Annotated in this window: 17 protein-coding genes and 1 riboswitch; of the genes, 14 read left to right on the top strand and 3 right to left on the bottom strand. The window is 36.6% G+C overall.

Translation table 11 applies throughout. The features are described 5' to 3' along the window. The first annotated feature begins 37 nt into the window (after positions 1-37). Positions 38-145: riboswitch (SAM riboswitch) on the top strand. Positions 146-427: 282 nt separating this feature from the next. The 5 genes from ACSVH7_RS00215 (at position 428) to ACSVH7_RS00195 (ending at position 7509) form a co-directional block, all read left to right on the top strand. Further along, the gene (locus ACSVH7_RS00215) at positions 428-1429 is read left to right on the top strand and encodes a homocysteine S-methyltransferase family protein (RefSeq protein ID WP_078212673.1); all 1002 of its coding nucleotides are present in this window, start codon (positions 428-430) and stop codon (positions 1427-1429) included. Between the two features lie 93 nt (positions 1430-1522). Further along, a complete protein-coding gene (locus ACSVH7_RS00210) occupies positions 1523-2179 on the top strand; it encodes a hypothetical protein (protein ID WP_438064690.1) in 657 nt (218 codons plus the stop codon). 369 nt (positions 2180-2548) lie between these two features. Continuing rightward, positions 2549-5224, top strand: a complete 2676-nt coding sequence (gene metH, locus ACSVH7_RS00205) for a methionine synthase (protein ID WP_438064689.1) — start codon at positions 2549-2551, stop codon at positions 5222-5224. A gap of 95 nt (positions 5225-5319) precedes the next feature. Next, positions 5320-6276: a methylenetetrahydrofolate reductase [NAD(P)H] gene (metF, locus tag ACSVH7_RS00200; protein ID WP_438064688.1), complete on the top strand. Its 957-nt coding sequence runs from the start codon at positions 5320-5322 to the stop codon at positions 6274-6276. 189 nt (positions 6277-6465) lie between these two features. Further along, entirely contained in the window at positions 6466-7509 is a 1044-nt protein-coding gene (locus ACSVH7_RS00195) for a glycosyltransferase family 9 protein (RefSeq protein WP_438064687.1), read from the top strand. Positions 7510-7926: 417 nt separating this feature from the next. Here ACSVH7_RS00195 and ACSVH7_RS00190 read toward each other — a convergent pair whose 3' ends face one another. From ACSVH7_RS00190 to gldA, 3 genes are all read right to left on the bottom strand, one after another. Next, on the bottom strand, positions 7927-8409 hold the full coding sequence (locus tag ACSVH7_RS00190; protein WP_438064686.1) for a DUF3368 domain-containing protein: 483 nt from the start codon (positions 8407-8409) through the stop codon (positions 7927-7929). Continuing rightward, positions 8402-8650 carry a UPF0175 family protein gene (locus ACSVH7_RS00185; protein ID WP_438064685.1) on the bottom strand — a complete coding sequence of 83 codons (249 nt, stop codon included), beginning with the start codon at positions 8648-8650 and terminating at the stop codon, positions 8402-8404. The genes ACSVH7_RS00190 and ACSVH7_RS00185 overlap by 8 nt, the downstream gene beginning before the upstream one ends. A gap of 101 nt (positions 8651-8751) precedes the next feature. Beyond that, a complete protein-coding gene (gene gldA, locus ACSVH7_RS00180) occupies positions 8752-9648 on the bottom strand; it encodes a gliding motility-associated ABC transporter ATP-binding subunit GldA (RefSeq protein WP_438064684.1) in 897 nt (298 codons plus the stop codon). Positions 9649-9790: 142 nt separating this feature from the next. Here gldA and ACSVH7_RS00175 point away from each other — a divergent pair, with 142 nt between their 5' ends. From ACSVH7_RS00175 to ACSVH7_RS00135, 9 genes are all read left to right on the top strand, one after another. Beyond that, on the top strand, positions 9791-11041 hold the full coding sequence (locus ACSVH7_RS00175; RefSeq protein WP_438064683.1) for a dicarboxylate/amino acid:cation symporter: 1251 nt from the start codon (positions 9791-9793) through the stop codon (positions 11039-11041). A 16-nt stretch (positions 11042-11057) separates the two neighbouring features. Continuing rightward, the gene (locus ACSVH7_RS00170) at positions 11058-11984 is read left to right on the top strand and encodes a M28 family peptidase (protein ID WP_438064682.1); all 927 of its coding nucleotides are present in this window, start codon (positions 11058-11060) and stop codon (positions 11982-11984) included. A 342-nt stretch (positions 11985-12326) separates the two neighbouring features. After that, complete coding sequence (locus ACSVH7_RS00165) at positions 12327-13199, top strand: prephenate dehydratase (RefSeq protein ID WP_438064681.1); 873 nt, start codon at positions 12327-12329, stop codon at positions 13197-13199. 8 nt (positions 13200-13207) lie between these two features. Continuing rightward, a complete protein-coding gene (locus tag ACSVH7_RS00160; protein ID WP_438064680.1) occupies positions 13208-14353 on the top strand; it encodes a pyridoxal phosphate-dependent aminotransferase in 1146 nt (381 codons plus the stop codon). Between the two features lie 100 nt (positions 14354-14453). Continuing rightward, a complete protein-coding gene (locus ACSVH7_RS00155; RefSeq protein ID WP_438064679.1) occupies positions 14454-15329 on the top strand; it encodes a prephenate dehydrogenase in 876 nt (291 codons plus the stop codon). 29 nt (positions 15330-15358) lie between these two features. Then, positions 15359-16441, top strand: a complete 1083-nt coding sequence (locus tag ACSVH7_RS00150) for a chorismate mutase (protein ID WP_438064678.1) — start codon at positions 15359-15361, stop codon at positions 16439-16441. 230 nt (positions 16442-16671) lie between these two features. Next, a complete protein-coding gene (gene rsgA, locus ACSVH7_RS00145) occupies positions 16672-17649 on the top strand; it encodes a ribosome small subunit-dependent GTPase A (protein WP_438064677.1) in 978 nt (325 codons plus the stop codon). After that, the gene (dtd, locus tag ACSVH7_RS00140) at positions 17649-18101 is read left to right on the top strand and encodes a D-aminoacyl-tRNA deacylase (protein WP_438064676.1); all 453 of its coding nucleotides are present in this window, start codon (positions 17649-17651) and stop codon (positions 18099-18101) included. The genes rsgA and dtd overlap by 1 nt, the downstream gene beginning before the upstream one ends. A gap of 138 nt (positions 18102-18239) precedes the next feature. Then, on the top strand, positions 18240-20153 hold the full coding sequence (locus ACSVH7_RS00135; RefSeq protein WP_438064675.1) for a DUF3857 domain-containing protein: 1914 nt from the start codon (positions 18240-18242) through the stop codon (positions 20151-20153). The last annotated feature ends 1 nt before the right edge of the window (position 20154 follow it).

Raw genomic sequence — 20154 nt, 5'->3', positions numbered from 1 at the left:
TTATGTCGTTACTTTGCACCGTTCCTATTTTTATTGAAAGTTATCACGAAAGGCGGAGGGAAAAGACCCGATGAAACCTTAGCAACCCTTTACTTTTTTAAAGAAGGTGCTACATTCTACCAAGCATAGCGCGGATAGATAACAACAAAATACAGTCTCGTATTTTTTCAAACCCCTTTCCCGATACATTTTTAAATAATTGAATGAGCGCATCATTGCCGCTTTTTTGGCATCAACGTTCCCGCTATCCACTATATCTTTTATGCTGAACCCCAGCATAAAAGGATGTCGTTGCTATCGGGGCTAAAGAGTTGGCAATAGGCTTATTTAGAAACAAAAAAGCAATGTATTCCCTCAAGCAGAGGCGTAACAGAAAATATAAATAAAAAAAGCTTTGCGCCTTAGCGCCTTAGCGGTAAATAAAAGTATGTCAACAATACAAGAAGAAATTAAAAAAAGAATTCTCGTACTCGATGGAGCGATGGGAACAATGTTGCAACGCTACAATTTCTCCGAAGAAGATTTTCGTGGCGAACGATTCAAAGATTTTCCGCATCCATTAAAAGGAAACAATGATTTATTGTCCCTCACGCAACCACAGGCCATCAAAGCCGTGCACGCTGCCTATTTTGAGGCAGGAGCCGATATCGTAGAAACCAACACTTTCTCAGGAACCACTATCGGAATGGCCGATTATCACTTAGAGGATTTGGTATACGAACTCAACTACGAATCCGCTAAATTAGCCCGAGAAGTAGCCGATGAATTCACCGCTAAAAATCCTGACCAACCGCGTTTCGTAGCGGGTTCCATTGGACCCACTAACAGAACAGCAAGTATGTCGCCCGATGTGAATGACCCAGGATACCGCGCCGTAACTTTTGATGATTTACGCATCGCTTACAAGCAACAAGTCGAAGCCTTGTTGGATGGAGGTTCTGACATTCTTTTGGTAGAAACTATTTTCGATACGCTGAATGCCAAAGCCGCACTTTTTGCCATCGAAGAAGTCAAAGAAGAACGCAACATCGATGTACCGATTATGGTTTCTGGAACCATCACCGATGCTTCAGGAAGAACCCTTTCTGGACAAACCGTTGAGGCTTTCTTGATTTCGGTTTCGCACATTCCGTTGTTGAGTGTAGGATTCAATTGCGCTTTGGGTGCCGATTTACTCAAGCCGTATTTGCAAACCTTGTCGCATAACACCTCCTTCAATATTTCGGCGCATCCTAATGCAGGTTTGCCGAATGCCTTTGGAGAATACGACGAAACACCTGAGGAAATGCAAGCGCAAATTCGTTCTTATTTAGAAGATAATTTAATTAACATCATAGGAGGCTGCTGCGGCACCACCCCAGAACACATTAAATTAATTGCCGATATCGCCAAGGAATACAAGCCTAGGGTTTCGACTGCGGTGATGTAATTTCTTCAAAATTTTTGAAAACAATGCAGTTGATTTAGATTTATTCTGAAAGATTTCAATTGTTTTATAAGTAATAAATTCAACTATTAGAAAATGAGAAAATATTTTACAATTATATTGTTAATCTTCCTAGTGGATTTTAGTTATTCTCAATTTGGCGCAACCAAATATGTAGAAGCTGAAATAATTTTTAAAAATGGAGATGTTCTAAATGGATTTGCCCGTGCTTTTAATTTTGATTTAGAATTTAAAGATTCGGATAAGAAAAATCGTAGAACAATTAATTTTATGGATATAAAATCCGTTAATTTCACTGTTTATGACAATAAAAAAAAGAATGATAAACATAATATATTTGTAGAAAGTCTTTGTTTAGAAGGTGATACAGGTGATAAAACAAATTATGTTTTGGCAGAATTGATTGTCAAAAATGATAAAGTTAAAATTTATGGAGTTTATTTTCCTTCTGGTGGTGGTTTCTCGATGGGGCCAGGTGTAGGAGGTCAAATTAGTATGGTTAATTTTAAAGGAAATTTAAATTTAAATCGATATTCTGATTATTACTGTTTTTTTAATAATGAAACAACTCCTAAATTAATTTATGAATATTCATCATTTAAAACATTCAGAATAATGGCTTCCGAATGCTTTAAAGATTGTAAAGAATTGAGTGATAAAATTAAAAGTAAAGAGTTTACTAAGGACCATATTTTTGAAATAGCTGGTTTTTATAATGATAACTGCAGATAAAGCATTTGCAATGCAACCCAACTAGTAAAATAAAAGTTCCGTAGGAACGACTCATTTTGTAGCAACGGATTTTAATCCGTTGGATGTAAGAGGAAAATTCATTCCGTTGTGAATTATAAAAACGGAACCGTTTCATTGAAACAAAAATGGTGTTGTATGCAGAATTGCGTGAGGGATAGTAGTGGAAAGCCCACAGACCGATGGAGTGATAACGGAATTGGTCGAGGACTTGGAACGGATAGCCCGGCCCTTGGGACACGCCCAAAATAAAAAAGAAAACCCAGTTTAGTTTTGAAGACGAGCTGGAGATAAAATATAGAATAGAAAATCACTTAGTAGCTAAGCAACTGAGTAACTCAAAATAAAGAAATGGCAGAAAAAAGAAGAAACCTAGTATTATCAGGATTGGAACCCTTAATCATCACGCCGGAAAGCGTATTTGTGAATGTGGGGGAACGAACCAATGTGACGGGTTCGCGAAAATTTCTTCGATTGATAAAGGAAGAGAAATACGATGAGGCGCTGGATATTGCGCGCCAACAAGTAGAAGGTGGCGCACAGATTATCGATATCAATATGGACGAAGGAATGTTGGATGGCGAATATGCTATGACCAAATTCCTGAATTTGATTGCGGCCGAACCAGATATTTCGCGTGTGCCGATTATGATTGACAGCTCGAAATGGGAAATCATTGAGGCGGGTTTGAAAGTGGTGCAAGGAAAATGTGTCGTGAATTCGATTTCTTTGAAAGAAGGCGAGGAGCGATTCATTCATCACGCGAACTTAATCAAACGCTATGGTGCGGCGGTGATTGTGATGGCTTTTGACGAAGTAGGTCAGGCCGATAATTACGAAAGACGTATCGAAATTTGCCAGCGTTCGTATGATATTTTGTTGGGAATTGGATTTCCACCACAAGATATCATCTTCGATTTGAATATTTTTCCTGTGGCTACAGGAATGGAAGAACACCGCTTGAATGCCTTGGATTTCTTTAGAGGGACTAAATGGGTTCGCGAAAATTTACCGCACGCACATATTAGTGGTGGGGTGAGTAATGTGTCGTTTTCGTTTAGAGGAAATGATGTGGTGAGAGAGGCGATGCACTCGGTTTTCTTGTACCACGCGATTCAAAACGGAATGACTATGGGAATTGTAAACCCAGAAATGTTGTCGATTTACGATGAGATTCCAAAAGATTTATTAGAATACGTTGAAGATGTGATTTTGGACCGACGCGATGATGCTACAGAGCGTTTGTTGGATTTTGCTGAAAATGTAAAAGGAGACGGTTCCAAAACAAATGAAGCGGTAATACAAGAATGGCGTAATGGAACGGTGCAAGAAAGAATCACGCACTCTTTGGTAAAAGGAGTGGATGCTTTTATAGAAATTGATGTAGAAGAAGCACGCTTGGCCGCCGAAAAACCAATCGAAGTAATCGAAATCAATTTGATGGCAGGGATGAATGTCGTGGGCGATTTGTTTGGTTCGGGTAAAATGTTTTTGCCACAAGTGGTAAAATCGGCACGTGTGATGAAAAAAGCAGTGGCTTATCTTTTACCTTTCATTGAAGCCGCCAAGCAAGTTGGAGACAAATCTGGGAACGGAAAAATCCTAATGGCTACTGTAAAAGGCGACGTTCACGATATTGGAAAAAATATTGTTTCAGTCGTATTGGCTTGTAATAATTATGAGATTGTCGATTTGGGTGTTATGGTGCCTCCAGAAAAAATTATTGCTGCAGCTATTGAGCACGAAGTGGATATTATTGGTTTGAGCGGTTTGATTACGCCGTCTTTGGACGAAATGGTGTATTTGGCGAAAGAGCTGGACAAACGCAATATGAAAATTCCTGTAATGATTGGTGGAGCCACTACTTCGCGCGCGCATACCGCGGTGAAAATCGCGCCTCAATACAGAGAAACAGTAATTCACGTAAACGATGCTTCGAGAGCGGTGACCGTGGCGGGTAATTTATTGGACCATAACCGAAAAGTTTATGCTAGCGATATTCGTGCAGAATACGATGCGTTTAGAGAAACATTCTTGAATCGTTCGCGAGATAAAAATTTCTTGTCTATCGAGGAAGCTAGAAAAAATAAATTGCAATTGGATTGGGATACTTTTACCCCTGTACAACCCAAAGTCATTGGCAAACAAATCGTAGAAGTGGATTTAGAAACTTTGGTGCCTTATATCGATTGGACGCCATTTTTCAGAACTTGGGAATTATTCGGGAAGTATCCTGCAATTTTAACCGATGAGGTAGTGGGAGAACAAGCTACTTCGGTTTTTGCGGATGCACAAGCGATGTTGAAAGTTATTTTGGAGGAGAAAAAGTTAACCGCAAAAGGTGTTTACGGGATTTTCCCTGCGAATCAAATCAACGACGACGATATCGAATTGAAAGATGAAAACGGAAATCCATTGCAAACATTCTTGACTTTGCGTCAGCAAGCTCAAAAAACCAAAGGAGCGCCCAACATCGCTTTGTCTGATTTTATTGCGCCAAAAGAAAGTGGAAAAGTGGATTATATGGGAGCCTTTTGTGTAACTACTGGTTTTGGAGTAGACGAATGGGCTGCCGAATTTGAGGCAGCATTAGACGATTATAATTCGATTATGGTGAAGGCCTTGGCCGATCGTTTCGCAGAAGCTTTTGCTGAATATTTACACGAAAAAGTACGTAAAGAAATTTGGGGCTATGCTGCTGATGAGGTGTTGAGTAAAGAAGACTTGATTGAAGAATCGTATAAAGGAATCCGTCCTGCACCAGGTTATCCAGCTTGTCCAGACCATTTAGAGAAACCGACTATTTGGAAATTATTGAACGTTGAAGAAGAAATCGGTGTGACTTTGACGGAAAGTATGGCGATGTGGCCCGCATCCTCTGTTTCTGGGTACTATTTTGGAAATCCAGAGAGCAAGTATTTCGGACTCGGCAAAATCAAAGAAGACCAAGTAATTGATTACGCCAAACGAAGAAATGTTTCGACAGATGTTGCCATGAAATGGTTGAATCCGAATATAGCTGATTAATAATAGTTTAAAGTTGAAAATTTGTTTAAAGTTTAAAGTTTAAAGTTGTTCGTGAGAACCTTAAACCTTAAACCTTAAACTTCAAACTAAAGGAAATGAAAGTAACACAACATATAGAAAACGCCAAAGGAGCAACCTTGTTCTCTTTTGAAATTATTCCGCCACAAAAAGGCAAGAGCATTCAGGAATTGTACGATAACATCGACCCGTTGATGGAGTTCAAGCCACCATTTATTGATGTGACCACTTCTCGTGAAGAGTTTATTTATGTTAATAAGGGGAATGGATTATTAGAAAAGAAGTTGACAAGAATGCGCCCAGGTACTTTGGGGATTTGCGCATCTATAAAGCATAAATACAATGTCGACACGGTACCGCACGTACTTTGTGGAGGTTTTACGAAAGAAGAAACAGAATATTTGTTGGTCGATTGTCATTACTTAGGTATTGATAATGTGATGGCTTTGCGTGGTGATGCAATGAAAGACGAGCAATCGTTTGTGCCAACCAATGGAGGCAATAAATATGCTTCCGATTTAGTAAGTCAAATTTATCAATTGAACCAAGGGAAGTATTTGCACGAGGTAATGGACATTGATAATAAAGCCGATTTTTGTATTGGTGTAGCGGGTTATCCTGAGAAGCATTTGGAATCCCCTTCTTTGCAAACCGATTTGAAACGTCTTAAAGAAAAAGTAGATGCAGGAGCGGATTATGTCGTTACTCAAATGTTTTTTGATAATGCTAAATATTTCGAATTCGTAGCCAAAGCCAGAGAAATGGGCATTACCGTTCCGATTATTCCTGGGATAAAACCTATTGCGGTAGAAAGACATTTGCAAGTGTTGCCACAAATTTTCCGTATCGATTTGCCAGAAGATTTAATTGCTGCCGTAGAAAAATGTAAAAACAACGCCGAAATCAGACAAGTTGGAATCGAATGGGCGATTCAACAATCGATAGAATTAAAAGCCGCTGGTGTTCCTGTTTTGCACTATTATTCTATGGGAAAATCAGAAAACATCAGACAAATCGCGAGTCAGATTTTTTAATAAAAGGGTTATATTATTTCAATTGGAAGTACTCGATGCGCTTTTGGCTTGTCGGGTATTTTTTTTGGTTTGTTGCGAAAGTAATTATCTAACGGTTAAATTTTTATTTTCTTCTGATAATATTACCCAAGAGTTCTACATTTGCAGTTCCAAAAAGAGGTGTTCTTTTTGGCTAAAACTTACTTTTCAATGAGTCTAAAAATAAAAATCAATAGGATAAGAAGAAGCGTTATGCAAAGCCTAACAAGTGGTTTAGGCAATTCTTCGAATGTTAATAAAGGAACAATTGATCCCTTACAAGTTAAAAGAGTCTTGATTTCGAGACCCAATCACCGTTTAGGGAATTTATTATTAATTACGCCTTTGGTTCAAGAAGTACAAATACTTTTTCCGAATGCAACTATTGATGTTTTTATAAAAGGAAATCTTGGTCCCATTGTTTTTGAAAATTTTACGGCTTTAAATCAGATTATTCGTTTGCCTAAAAAACATTTTGATGAATTGGGAAACTATATGAAGGGCTGGTTGAAACTGAAGAAAGACAAGTACGATTTAGCCATCAATGCAGATAAAAATTCTTCGTCAGGTCGTTTGTCTATTCAACTTGTAGATGCAAAATTTAAATGTTTTGGGGAACAAGCAACGGATCTTTCAAGTCAATTTTCTGACTATACTCATATTGCAAAGTATCCTGTGTATGATCTGCGTTATTTTCTTGCTTCGGTAGGGATGAAAGTGCCTAGTACTCCAATTCCTAATTTGCTTTTGCAACTAAGTCCTGAAGAAATAGCCAAAGGTAAAGCACTTTTGGACGCTATTGTTCCTTCATCCAAAAAAATAATCTGTCTTTTCACTTTTGCCACGGGTGCTAAATGTTATTCGGTGGAATGGTGGGCCGTTTTTTATGAAAGAATCTTAAAAGAATTTCCAGACTACAATATTTTGGAAGTGTTGCCTGTAGAAAATGTGTCGCAAATAAATTTTGATGCGCCAACCTATTACAGTAAAGACATTAGAGAAATCACAGCATTTTTTAAAAACACAGCTGTTTTTGTGGGCGCTGATAGCGGAATGATGCACTTGGCTAGCGCCGCTCAATTACCAGTAGTAGGTTTGTTTTCGGTTACCAAAACAGATAAATATGCACCTTATGGGACAAAAAGTGTTGCAATCAATACTAACGAAACTACTATTGACGATTGGATTCAAGCGATAAAAGATAGTTTGGAGTAACTAGTGAATAGTAATTAGTGATTAGTTCTTAGCTTTGATAATTAATCACTAAGTACAGATAACGTCAGTATGTGAAAAAACTTCCGTTTGGTTCTTAACAAATGCCAAAAACATTGTTGTCAAAACAGGATTTTTTGCATATTTGATAAGCAACACATCCAAGGAATTTACCGCCAGCAATTACAATTAAGTAGTTTAGAAGACAAAATTACTCTTGATAATCTTGTTCGTTTTATAGAAGCTTCTCTAGAGTCCTCTCGCTTGAAGCGCTTGGTTTTACGACTCGAATTCTTGAAAGCGAAGGTCGTCCTAGCTTCTAATCAAAAGTTTTATGGTTATCTCAACGGATTTAGAAGCTCGAGAAAGCTAGAAAAAGAATGCATTCGCAATATAGAATACAATGGTGGATTATTCGTTTTATTTTTCGTTTGCGAGTTTTAGTGCATTTTCAATGAAACCATCACTCAACCATATGTTTTTTGTTCTTAGTTCAAAAAGCAAAGGTTTTAGTTCATTAATATGCCCAAGTTGTTTAGCTTTTAAAAGTATTCCAATTGTTCCAGTAACTTTTAGTCCTGTATGTTTAGCATGAAATCTTCCTAAAGATTCATCAAGAATTATTAAATCAGCTTCTTTTTCTGTTGCTAAAACAATTGCTTCGGCTTCTCCCTTATCTAAATCTAAAAAATAAGACAAAGATTTTTCATTGTTTATTTTTTCTATTTTTATCCAATCGATTTTAGATAAATCAGTATAAAATTCTTTATTCTTCCCTGCTTCGATTTCATTAAATACTTCTTGAGGAATAAAAATTTCGCCATACAAATCTTTAAAGATTTTGAGTTTACCAATCTTTAAAAGTGAAATAATAGGAGTGGTGTTTGATACAACTTTAAGCATTTTGTAAATCTTCATTTAAGTCTTCAACATTCAAAAAACCAACGTTGTATTTGGATAATAATTCTAAAAACTCAATTCTAGACAATTGCAAAACTTTCGAGGCAGTTCCAGATGAAATTTTACCCAATTCGAAAAGTTTTACAAGACCAGAAATTTTAATTTCTTTTCCAAATTCGCTTTTATTCATTCGCATTGAGTTTGCTAAATAGTCTGGAAATTCTATAGATATGTTTTGTGACATTTTATCAGATTTAATATCCCAAATTTACTAAATTTTTCTGTAGATTTAGCGTTATGGTCTCGAATTCTCCATTTTCGTGAATGCTGTCGCCTAACTAATCACTACTTCGTAATCTCCCTAAATACCGCTTCTAGATTTTTGTTTTTCTGGTTAAGTTGCAAGGTTTTTAAACCGTTGTCGTGAGCGAAATCGAATACGGTTGGACGCATATCTTGACTCGATAAAAAAGTCAATTCCCATAGGTAATCACTGTTTTTGATGAATGATTTTAAATGTGGAATGGAGTTGATTTGGTCTTCGGTTACTTTTAAATCAAATTCTACTTCGATGACTTGTTCTTTGTCGGCGGCAATCAAAACTTCTAATTTTTTATCAGCTACAATTTTGCCTTTATCAATAATAATGACACGGTCACAAATCGCTTCTACTTCTTGCATAATATGAGTAGACAGAAAAACGGTTTTGTCTTTCCCCACATTTTTAATCACATTTCGAATCTCAACCAATTGATTCGGATCTAGACCAGTAGTAGGCTCATCAAGAATGAGTACTTCTGGATTATGCAATAAGGCATTGGCTAATCCCACACGTTGACGATAACCTTTAGAGAGTTGCCCTATTTTTTTATGACTTTCGGGTGTTAGTCCCGTCAATTCTATTACTTCTTGAATACGAGAGGATGGTACTTTGTACACATCGGCGTTGAAAGCCAGATATTCTCTAACATACAAATCCAAATACAACGGATTGTGCTCGGGTAAATAGCCAATGATTTTTTGTACTTCTTTGGTGTCTGAAATGACATTTTTATCATTTACTAGGGCTACGCCTTCATCAGCCGCTAGATAAGTGGTCAATATTTTCATCAAAGTAGATTTTCCAGCACCATTTGGACCCAAAAAACCAACGATTTCTCCTTTCGATATCGAAAATGAAATCGAGTCTAATGCTTTTTGGGAGCCGTAACTCTTAGATAAATTTGTAACTTTTATTGACATGATATTGGTTTTGTTGCAAAAGTAATTAGAAAAAAAATTTTTTGGGTTTGAATATTCTATTTTTTAATGATCTAAAAAAAAACAGGATAAAGATTTGAAATTGATGAGAATTTTTATATTTACACAAAAAGTATTTAAGACAATGGAAGACAATCACCCAGGAAGTTTTTTAGAGAATTATAGTAGCATATTAAAGTTGATAGCAGGTATTATAATTGGGAGTATCGCCGGATTAGTTTTTGGTAAAGATGTAGAATTCATTAAACCTTTGGGGGATATCTTCTTAAACTTGTTATTCACAGCAATTATACCTTTGGTAATTTTTACGATAGCTAGTTCAATTGCTAATTTGCAAAAATCGGATAAGTTAGGAAAATTATTTCGGGTGGTGTTTCTTATTTTTATGTTCACTGTGATTGTGTCGGCCATCATTATCGTTCTTGCTATGATGGCTTTTCCAATAGATACCTCTGCGTTTGCCTCTCAATTAAAACCAGATACTGCGTTGTATTCTAGTAGCGAATCACCTATTGCCTTGTTGTTTACTGTAAATGATTTTTTTGAAATTTTGTCCAGAAAAAATATGTTGGCTTTAATATTGTTCTCACTGTTAATTGGTTTTGCTACACTAAGAGCTGGTGAAAAAGGGAAAGAATTTGCGCGTTTTTTGGATGCTTCAAACGAGGTGATGAAAGAAGTATTGAATTTAATCATGAAAACGGCTCCTGTTGGTTTAGGTGCTTACTTTGCGTATCAAGTGGGGATTTTCGGGCCACAACTTTTTGGGGCTTATGCAAAGCCTTTAGCGGTATATTATGGAGTTTGTATCTTGTATTTTGTCATCTTTTTTTCAATTTATGCTTACATGTCAGGTGGTAAATTAGCTGTAAATACGTTTTGGAAAAACAATATTACAGCTTCGGTTACAGCTTTAGGTACATGTAGTAGTATTGCTACTATGCCAGCTAATTTAAAAGCAGCTGAGCAAATGAAAATCCCTGCCTATATTCGCAATTTGGTAATTCCTTTGGGAGCTCCAATTCATAAAGATGGGTCGAGTATGTCCTCGATTGTTAAAATTGTGGTGATGTTTGCTATTTTTGGAAAAGATTTTATGGACCCATTCACTATTCTTTCTATGATTGGTATTACCATAATAGTTTCGGTAGTGGAAGGTGGAATTCCAAATGGAGGCTATATAGGAGAGATTTTGGCTATTACCGTTTATGGTTTTCCAATGGAACAAGCTTTACCTGCCGCAATGATTATTGGAACATTGGTAGACCCTATAGCTACACTATTAAATGCTAATGGTGATATTGTAGCTTCAATGATGGTAACCAGAATTGTTGAAGGAAAAAATTGGATCTTAAGACAAAATGAAAATGTTTAACCGTAATCAAAAAATAATGAAAAAGATTAGTTTGTTTTTCGCATTAATGTTGAGTTTTTTAGCTCAGGCGCAATACCAAATTTCAGAAAATGAAGTCACTCGAATAGAAACGGAATTAGCTTCGGATGCCATGGAAGGTCGTGGCATGTTTACCCCTGGTATCGAAAGGGCATCAACGTTTATAGAAAATGAATTCAAACGAATTGGATTGACTTACTATAAAGAATTACCCACTTATCGTCAAGATTTTTTGATTAAAGGGAAAAAGGCCAATAATGTAATTGGGATTATTCCAGGGAAATCAAAACCGAATGAGTATGTTATTTTTTCAGGACATTATGATCATTTAGGGATGAAAACTTCTGGAAAGGATACAATTTTCAATGGAGCTAATGATGATGCCTCGGGAATTACAGCGGTAATTACTTTGGCAGAATATTTTAAAAAGAAAAATGACAATGAACGAACGCTTATTTTTGTTGCATTTACCGGGGAAGAAACGGGAGGTTATGGCTCTTCTTTTTTCTCAAATGCGATCAATGCGGATCAGGTAGTGGCCATGTTCAATATAGAAATGATAGGAACGGAGAGTAAATGGGGGCGCAACTCAGCCTATATCACAGGATTCGAGCGCTCTGACTTTGGAACTATTTTGCAGAAGAATTTAGTAGGTTCTGGATTTAACTTTTATCAAGATCCATATCCTCAAGAACAATTGTTTTACCGTTCAGACAATGCAAGGTTAGCGGCTTTAGGGGTGCCTGCTCACACCATTTCTACCTCAAAAATGGATGTAGAACCCAATTATCATAAAGTGAGCGATGAAGTAAATACCTTGGATATGAATAACATGACCGAGATCATTAAGTCAATTGCCATCAGTTCTCAGTCAATCATAAGTGGTGATGCTACTCCTTCGCGAGTTCCAAAAATGAAAAATTAATGTTTTGTGAGCGTTTAATGGCAAGAGAATTGTTAAAAAACCTGCGAATAATGTGACTTTTTTTTAATTATTGTTAATTGAAAGTTAATTTAACAAAGAAATTCGTTTTTGTTAGTGATTAGTGTAAAATTTATTTAAGATTTTGAATTAAGTTGCTATCTTTGCCAAGAATTTATTCAGAAAAACAAATAACATCATGTTGAACAACCGTTTTTATTTTAGCTATACTTTTTATTTCTTCTTTGAGAAGTAAGGATTGTGCTATGGTTATTTGAAAGTAAAAAAGAAACAAATAAAACTACGATACAATCCTGATGAAAATCAGGATTTTTTTTTGACTATATGGGAACTAAAATTGGAATTCAGGGAATTAAAGGGTCATTTCACCACCAAGTGGCTCAAGATTATTTTTATCAAAATGTGGAGGTAGAAGAGTGTTTGTCTTTTGAAGAATTAGTAGATAGTTTATTGAATGGTAAAAGCGATCAAGCTGTTATGGCTATCGAAAATTCAATTGCGGGACCAATTATTCCTAATTACGCCTTGATTGACAAGCATAATTTGCACATTATTGGTGAACATTATTTGGATATTTTTCAAAATTTGATGGCTTTGCCGGGACAAAAAATGGAGGATATCAAGGAGGTACATTCGCATCCGATGGCGTTGTTGCAGTGTATGGATTTTTTGAAAAAATACCCCGCTATTAAATTGGTTGAAGATAAAGATACCGCCGAAACTGCCCGAAGAATTCATCAAAATCAGCTGAAAGGAATTGCAGCAATAGCCAGTGTTGTGGCAGCAGATATGTATCATTTAGACATTATTGCTCCTTCCATTCAAACCATAAAGAATAACATGACCCGATTTGTCATTCTCAAAAAAGAGAATTCGTTTGTGTCTGAAGATAAAATAAATAGAGCGTCGATCAAGTTTGAATTAGACCATAAACGAGGAAGTTTAGCAGCAGTATTGAATGTGATGAGTGATTGTAAACTCAATTTAACCAAAATACAATCCTTGCCGAAAATAGAAACTCCTTGGAAATATTCTTTTTTTGTAGATGTGACTTTTGAAAAGTATGAAGATTACGCCAAGGCGAAAGCATTAGTTTCGATTATGGCACATTATTTTAAAGTGTTAGGAGAATATCCAAATACAAAGCCACTACTTGAATCTTCAAAAGAGAAAATAAAAAATTCCAATTTAGTATAAAGGAAAAAATGATAACAACAGCCCAACGTTTAGCGATAGTTGAAGAATATTACTTCTCCTCAAAATTAAGAGAAGTGCGCCAATTGGCTGCCGAAGGAAAACCTGTAATCAATATGGGAATTGGTAGTCCTGATTTAAAACCTGCTCCTGCTGTGATTGCCGCAATGACAGCTGCGATGCAAGACGAAAATGCACATCAGTATCAAAGCTATCAAGGTTTGCCAGAATTAAGACAAGCTATGGCTGAATTTTATGAGCGTAATTACCAAGTGACCCTAAATACCACCACTGAAATTTTGCCTTTGATGGGTTCCAAAGAAGGAATTATGCACATTTCGTTAGCGTTTTTGAATGAAGGGGATGGTGTTTTGATTCCAAATCCTGGATATCCGACCTATACTTCGGTGACTAATTTAGTAGGTGCAGTGCCACTATATTATGATTTGAAAGAAAGTACCAATTGGGAACCCGATTTTGAGGCTTTGGAAAAAATGGATTTGGCTAAAGTAAAATTGATGTGGATTGGCTATCCACATATGCCAACAGGAGCCAGAGGAAATTTGGCTTTGTTTGAAAAACTGGTGGCTTTTGCACAAAAACACAACATTTTATTGGTCAACGATAATCCGTATAGTTTTGTTTTGAATGACCAACCTATGAGTTTGTTGCAAGTGGAAGGGGCAAAAGAAGTAGTGCTGGAGTTGAATTCGTTGTCCAAAACCTTTAATATGGCGGGATGGCGTGTAGGAATGGTATCTGGAAATGCTGCTTGTATTGATGCCGTATTGAAAGTGAAAAGTAATATGGATAGCGGAATGTTTTACGGCATTCAAAAAGGGGCTATTGCAGCTTTGCAGAGTGATGCTTCTTGGTTCGACGAAATGAATGCGATTTACGCAAAACGTAGGATTTTAACCGAAGCATTGGCTGAGAAATTAGGTTGTGAAGTGTACAAAGAAGGAGTTGGGTTGTTTGTTTGGGCGAAGCTCCCAGCAGGAATCACATCGGCGGAGGATTTTATTGATAAGATATTGTATGAGAAATACCTCTTTATTACACCAGGAACTATTTTTGGTTCGAATGGCGAAGGGTACATCCGATTTGCTTTGTGTGTAAAAGAAGAAAAAATTGAAGAAGCGATTCGTCGTTTTTAGCAGATAATACCTAGCCCTGATAGTAGCGGTATCCTATTGTGGCGGGGTTCGCCACAATAGATATAGCGGATAGCAGGATTAGCTAATAATAAAAATAATAATGAATATACACGTAATAGGAATAGGTTTGATTGGAGGTTCGATGGTGTTGGATATAAAGGCCTTACACCCAGAAGCGACTATTTACGGAATGGACAAAAATGAAGCCCATTTGCAAGAGGCGATGGCGCTTGGGGTTGTGGAGAAAGTGGCTACGATGCAGGATTTGGCCGATGCTGATTATGTTATTGTTTCGGTTCCTGTGGATGTGGCGTTGCAAGTGTTGCCCGAAGTTTTGGACCATATTGGTGAAAACACCATTGTTTTTGAAGTGGGTTCTACGAAAATGCCTATTTGTGAAGCGGTAGCGAATCATCCAAGAAGAAGAAATTATATTGCCACGCATCCTATTGCTGGAACGGAATTTTCGGGACCATCAGCGGCTATAAAAGGATTGTTTCAAGGGAAAACGAATATTATTTGTGAGGTGGAGAAAACGACTTTTAAGTTGCAAGAAAAAGCCATCGAATTGTTCAAAGAGTTAGGAATGCGCATTCGCTATATGGACCCGAAGTCGCACGATAAACACATTGCTTACGTATCGCATTTGTCGCACATTAGTTCGTTTATGTTAGGGAAAACTGTCATCAATAAAGAGAAAGACGAACAAGATATTTTTGATATGGCGGGTTCGGGTTTTGAAAGTACGGTGCGTTTAGCTAAAAGTTCGCCAGCAATGTGGACTCCTATTTTTAAACAAAACAAAAAGCATGTAGTGAAAAGTTTAGAGGAATACATTGCGAATTTGACAAATTTTAAAGATTTATTGCAAAGTGAACAGTATGAAGCAATTTTTGACGAAATGCAGAGTGTGAATAAAATAAAAGAAATTTTGAATGGGATGAACCCCCAAGGTAATAGTACAAACAATAAATAGTAAACAACGAACGATAAACATAAAATAAGATGGAAAATAAAAAAGAAATGAGAAATTGGTTGGAAGCGTTCAATTTGACGCATCCATTGGTGATAGCAGGACCTTGTAGCGCCGAAACAGAAGAGCAAGTATTGAAAATTGCACACGAATTGAAAGATTCTGATGTAAGTGTGTTTAGAGCTGGAATTTGGAAACCAAGAACACGTCCAGGTGGATTTGAAGGCGTGGGAGAAATAGGATTGAAATGGTTGAAAAAAGCCAAAGCAGAAACAGGTTTGTTAATGGGAACCGAAGTAGCTACTGCTGCTCATTGTAAATTGGCTTTAGAAAATGATATTGATGTTTTATGGGTTGGGGCACGTACAACTGCCAATCCGTTTGCTGTTCAAGAAATTGCTGATACCTTGAAAGGGACAGATAAAATCGTTTTGATTAAGAATCCAGTGAACCCAGATCTAGCTTTGTGGTTGGGTGGTGTTGAGCGTTTGCATATGGCTGGCATTGAAAAATTAGGAGTGATTCACCGTGGTTTTTCTACTTACGAAAAAACAAAATACAGAAACATTCCAGAATGGCAAATTGCGATTGAATTGCAAAACAAATTTCCAGATTTGCCTTTGATTATTGACCCTTCTCATATTACAGGAAATCGTGATATGATCCTTGAAGTGACGCAAGAAGCTTTGGACTTGAATTATGACGGAATGATTATTGAAACTCACACAGACCCTGATAACGCCTGGAGTGATGCTGCGCAACAAGTAACGCCAGACGCTTTAAAACAAATTTTCAAAGATTTGAGAGTAAGAAAACAGGTTGATGTTTCGGATGAATTTATGGCTAAAATGAGTAAATTAAGAGCGAATATCGATGTGTTAGATGCTAATTTATTGGAGCTTTTGAGCAAAAGAATGAAAGTTGCCGTAGAAATTGGTCAGGTGAAGAAAGAAGCGAACGTAGCGGTTTTACAAAACAATCGTTGGAATGAAATTTTAGGGAAAATGATTTTGGAAGGAGAAAAGAAAGGACTTTCGGAAGAGTTTGTTTTAAAAATGTTCAAAGCAATTCACCAAGAAAGTATCAGCAAACAAGATAAAGTATTGAATTCATAAAGATTTCAGATTTTTGATTAACGATTTTTGATTTCAGATTTTGTAAGTCATAAAATTTAGATTTTAATAAATCCCAAGGCCTAGGTTTTGGGATTTTTTTGTTTATTTCTAGGGCTCTAAAATCATACATCTAAAATCGTTACTCTTCAATCATAAATCCTTTATCTTTGCAAAACTTTTAGGTTGTAAATCATAAATCTAAAAGCGTAAATTAAATTTAAAAATCCTATATGACAGGAACCGTTTATAAATCTACAGGCAGTTGGTACACCGTGAAATCCGAGCAAGGCGATTTTATAGAATGCAGAATGAAAGGGAAGTTCCGGATGAAAGGCATTAAAAGTACCAATCCCATTGCAGTAGGCGATATGGTGGATTATGAACAAGACGAAACATCGGATACCATAACCGGGACGATTCATCATATTCATGATCGAAAAAATTATATCGTTAGGAAATCGGTGAATTTGTCGCATCAAATGCACATTATTGCGGCCAATATTGATCGAGTTTTTCTGTTGATTACCGTCAATAATCCTCCTACGACTTTTAATTTTATTGATCGTTTTTTGGTGACAGCAGAGGCCTATGGCATTGAGACTATTTTGGTTTTTAACAAAATCGATACTTTAGATGAAGTCACTTTAGACGAACAGTTGTACATGCAACATGTATATCAAGAAATTGGGTATCAATGTTTGCGGGTATCGGCTGCGGAACGAAAAGGGGTTGAAGCATTGAAGGAATTAATGATAGGTAAAACGAGTATGTTCTCGGGGCATTCAGGTGTAGGAAAATCGACTTTGGTAAATGCTTTGGAACCGAGCTTAGATTTGAAAACGAAAACTATTTCGGTAGCAAGCAAGCAAGGGCAACATACCACCACTTTTGCAGAGATGTATGATTTGTCTTTTAATGCTAGTATTATTGATACGCCAGGGATCAAAGGATTTGGGATTGTAGATATGGAGCCTCAAGAAATTAGCGATTATTTTCCCGAATTTTTTAGATTGAAAGAGCAATGCAAGTTCAATAATTGTTTGCATAAAGAAGAACCACACTGTGCAATAAAAGCAGCCTTAGAAAAAGATGAAATTGCTTGGTCACGTTACAATAGTTACCTTAAGATTTTGGAAGGAGACGATGAGCATTACCGCACCGATGTGTACGATGAAGATAGAAAAGCTAGTGATAAAACGAGGGAGTAATGAGAGTTGTAATCCAAAGAGTAGCACATGCCTCAGTAACAGTTGACAACAAAGTAGTTGCCGATATCCAAAAAGGGCTATTGGTTTTAGTGGGAATTGAAGAGGCCGACGATCAGGAAGACATCAATTGGCTGGTGGGGAAAATTTCCAAAATCCGAATTTTTGGAGACGAAAATGAGGTGATGAATCTCTCGGTGCAGGATATTGACGGCGAAATTATTGTGGTGAGTCAGTTTACCTTACAGGCTTCTACCAAAAAAGGCAATCGGCCTTCCTACATCAAAGCGGCAAAACCCGAAATTGCGATTCCCTTGTATGAGAATTTCGTTCGAAATTTACAAAAGGAAATACATAAAAAAGTGCAAACCGGTGTCTTTGGTGCCGATATGAAGATTTTATTGTTAAATGATGGGCCAGTAACGATACAAATGGACTCAAAAAATAAAGAATAAATTATTTTTTTATTTTAAGAATTACAATATATTTGGTTGCCAAAACTGAAAGAAACAACAATATGAATTAAATGCTTCAAAAGTAGAGAGTTGAAGTTTTTTTTGCGATTTTTGGTTTTTTTTAACCCTATATGTTTTATGAAATATAAATTTCTTTTACTGTTTTTAGCCACCATCTTTCTCAATACACTGGCTGCTCAAGAGATCCAATATGTAGTAGCTTCAATTCCAGACAGTATAAAATCGAATGCAAACGCGGTTCATAGGTTAAACCAAGTCGCAATTAACATTGTTTCTCAAAGAAAAATCAATGTAAGCCGCAAAAGAGTAGTGACGGTTTTCAATGAATCGGGTATGAATGCCATAGATGCTTTCGCTCATTATGATAAATCGACTACTATTTCAGACATTCAAGCTATAGTCCTAGATGCTTTTGGAAATGAAATCAAGAAATTTAAACGAAAAGATTTTAAAGACCATAGCGCTGTTGACGGTGGTACACTTTTTTCGGATAGTCGCGTGTTGTATTTAGATTATACACCCATTAATTATCCCTTTACAATAATCTTTACTTGCGAAACCAGTTCAATTTCTACCGCATTTATTCCGCAGTGGTTTCCAATTCCGGAATATTCGGTGGGCGTGGAAAAGAGTGTGTTGCATGTGTCGTTTCCTGAAAACTTAGGATTCAAGAAAAAAGAAAACAATTTTGCCCATAAAAGCATCGTAAAAACCAATGAGTCGACCACAGAAGTAAGTTATGTGGCATCCAATTTAGTTCCTGTCAAATATGAAGATTTGAGTCCGGAATTTGAGGCAATAATGCCTAATGTAATGATGGGATTAACTGCTTTTCACTTAGAAGGTATTGATGGAAATGCGAGTACTTGGGAAGATTTTGGGAAATGGTGGGCCGAAAAAATTCTGGCAGGAACCGATCAAATTTCAGAAGCCACCCAACTAAAAATAAAAGCAGTAGTAGGCAATGAAACAGACCCAATTATAAAAGCAAAAAAAGTATATTCATTTGTTCAAGAAAAAGTAAGATACATCAGTATTCAGGAGGGAATTGGAGGATGGAAACCGATGTTGGCCTCAGATGTAGACCGTTTAGGATATGGAGATTGTAAAGCTTTGACAAATTATACCCAAGCGCTGTTGAAATCAGTAGGGGTGACTTCTTATTATACCAAAGTTTTTGGAGATAAAAGCAAAAGAAACATTGCCAAAGATTTTGTTTCTCAACAAGGCAATCACATCATTTTGGCCCTGCCTGTAGGGGATCATTACACTTGGTTAGAGTGCACAAGTCAAACGGATCCTTTTGGCTTTCAGGCTAATTTTACAGATGATCGCGATGTGTTAATAGTGAAACCTGAGGGAGGAGAAATTGTACATACCAAGATTTATACTCCAATCGAAAATGCACAAAGAAGTATTGGTAATTATTCGATAGCTTCCAATGGAGATTTTCAAGGTGAAATTCAAATTGTTTCAACGGGAACACAATATGGTAACAAAGAGTTGATTCAGCGATGGCAACCTGATGAAAAAGATAAACATTACAAAGAATATTGGGACAATATCAATAATTTGAAACTAGATAAAATTAGTTTCGAAAACAACAAAAATGAAATTCGTTTTATAGAAAATGCTAAGTTGTCGGCTACTAATTATGGCGCTTTTGTAGGCCAAAAAATGATGATAACCCTGAATGCTTTTAACAAATATGAAGGGGGCTTGAAACGAATACGCAACCGAAAAATGCCTTTTGAAATTGCCAGAGGATTTGTAGATGAGGATGAAATTACCATTCACTTGCCCCAAGGTTTTGTGGTGGAATTCATGCCTCCATCCTTTGAAAGTAAAACGAAATTCGGAACATACCGCTATTCATGCGAAAAGAAAGACGCTACTAGTTTGATTTACAAAAGGGTTTTTACTGTCAATTCAGGCAATTACTCAAATAAAGAATATGAAGAATATCGCCTCTTTTTAGAACAAGTCTCCCAAAATGATAACGCCAAAATAGTAGTAGCCCAAACCTTATAAT

Origin of the sequence: Flavobacterium sp. TSSA_36, from assembly GCF_051547165.1 — a bacterium.
GTDB lineage: Bacteria > Bacteroidota > Bacteroidia > Flavobacteriales > Flavobacteriaceae > Flavobacterium.
The sequence above is the reverse complement of the archived record's forward strand: the minus strand, read 5'-3'. Positions and strand labels throughout refer to the sequence as shown.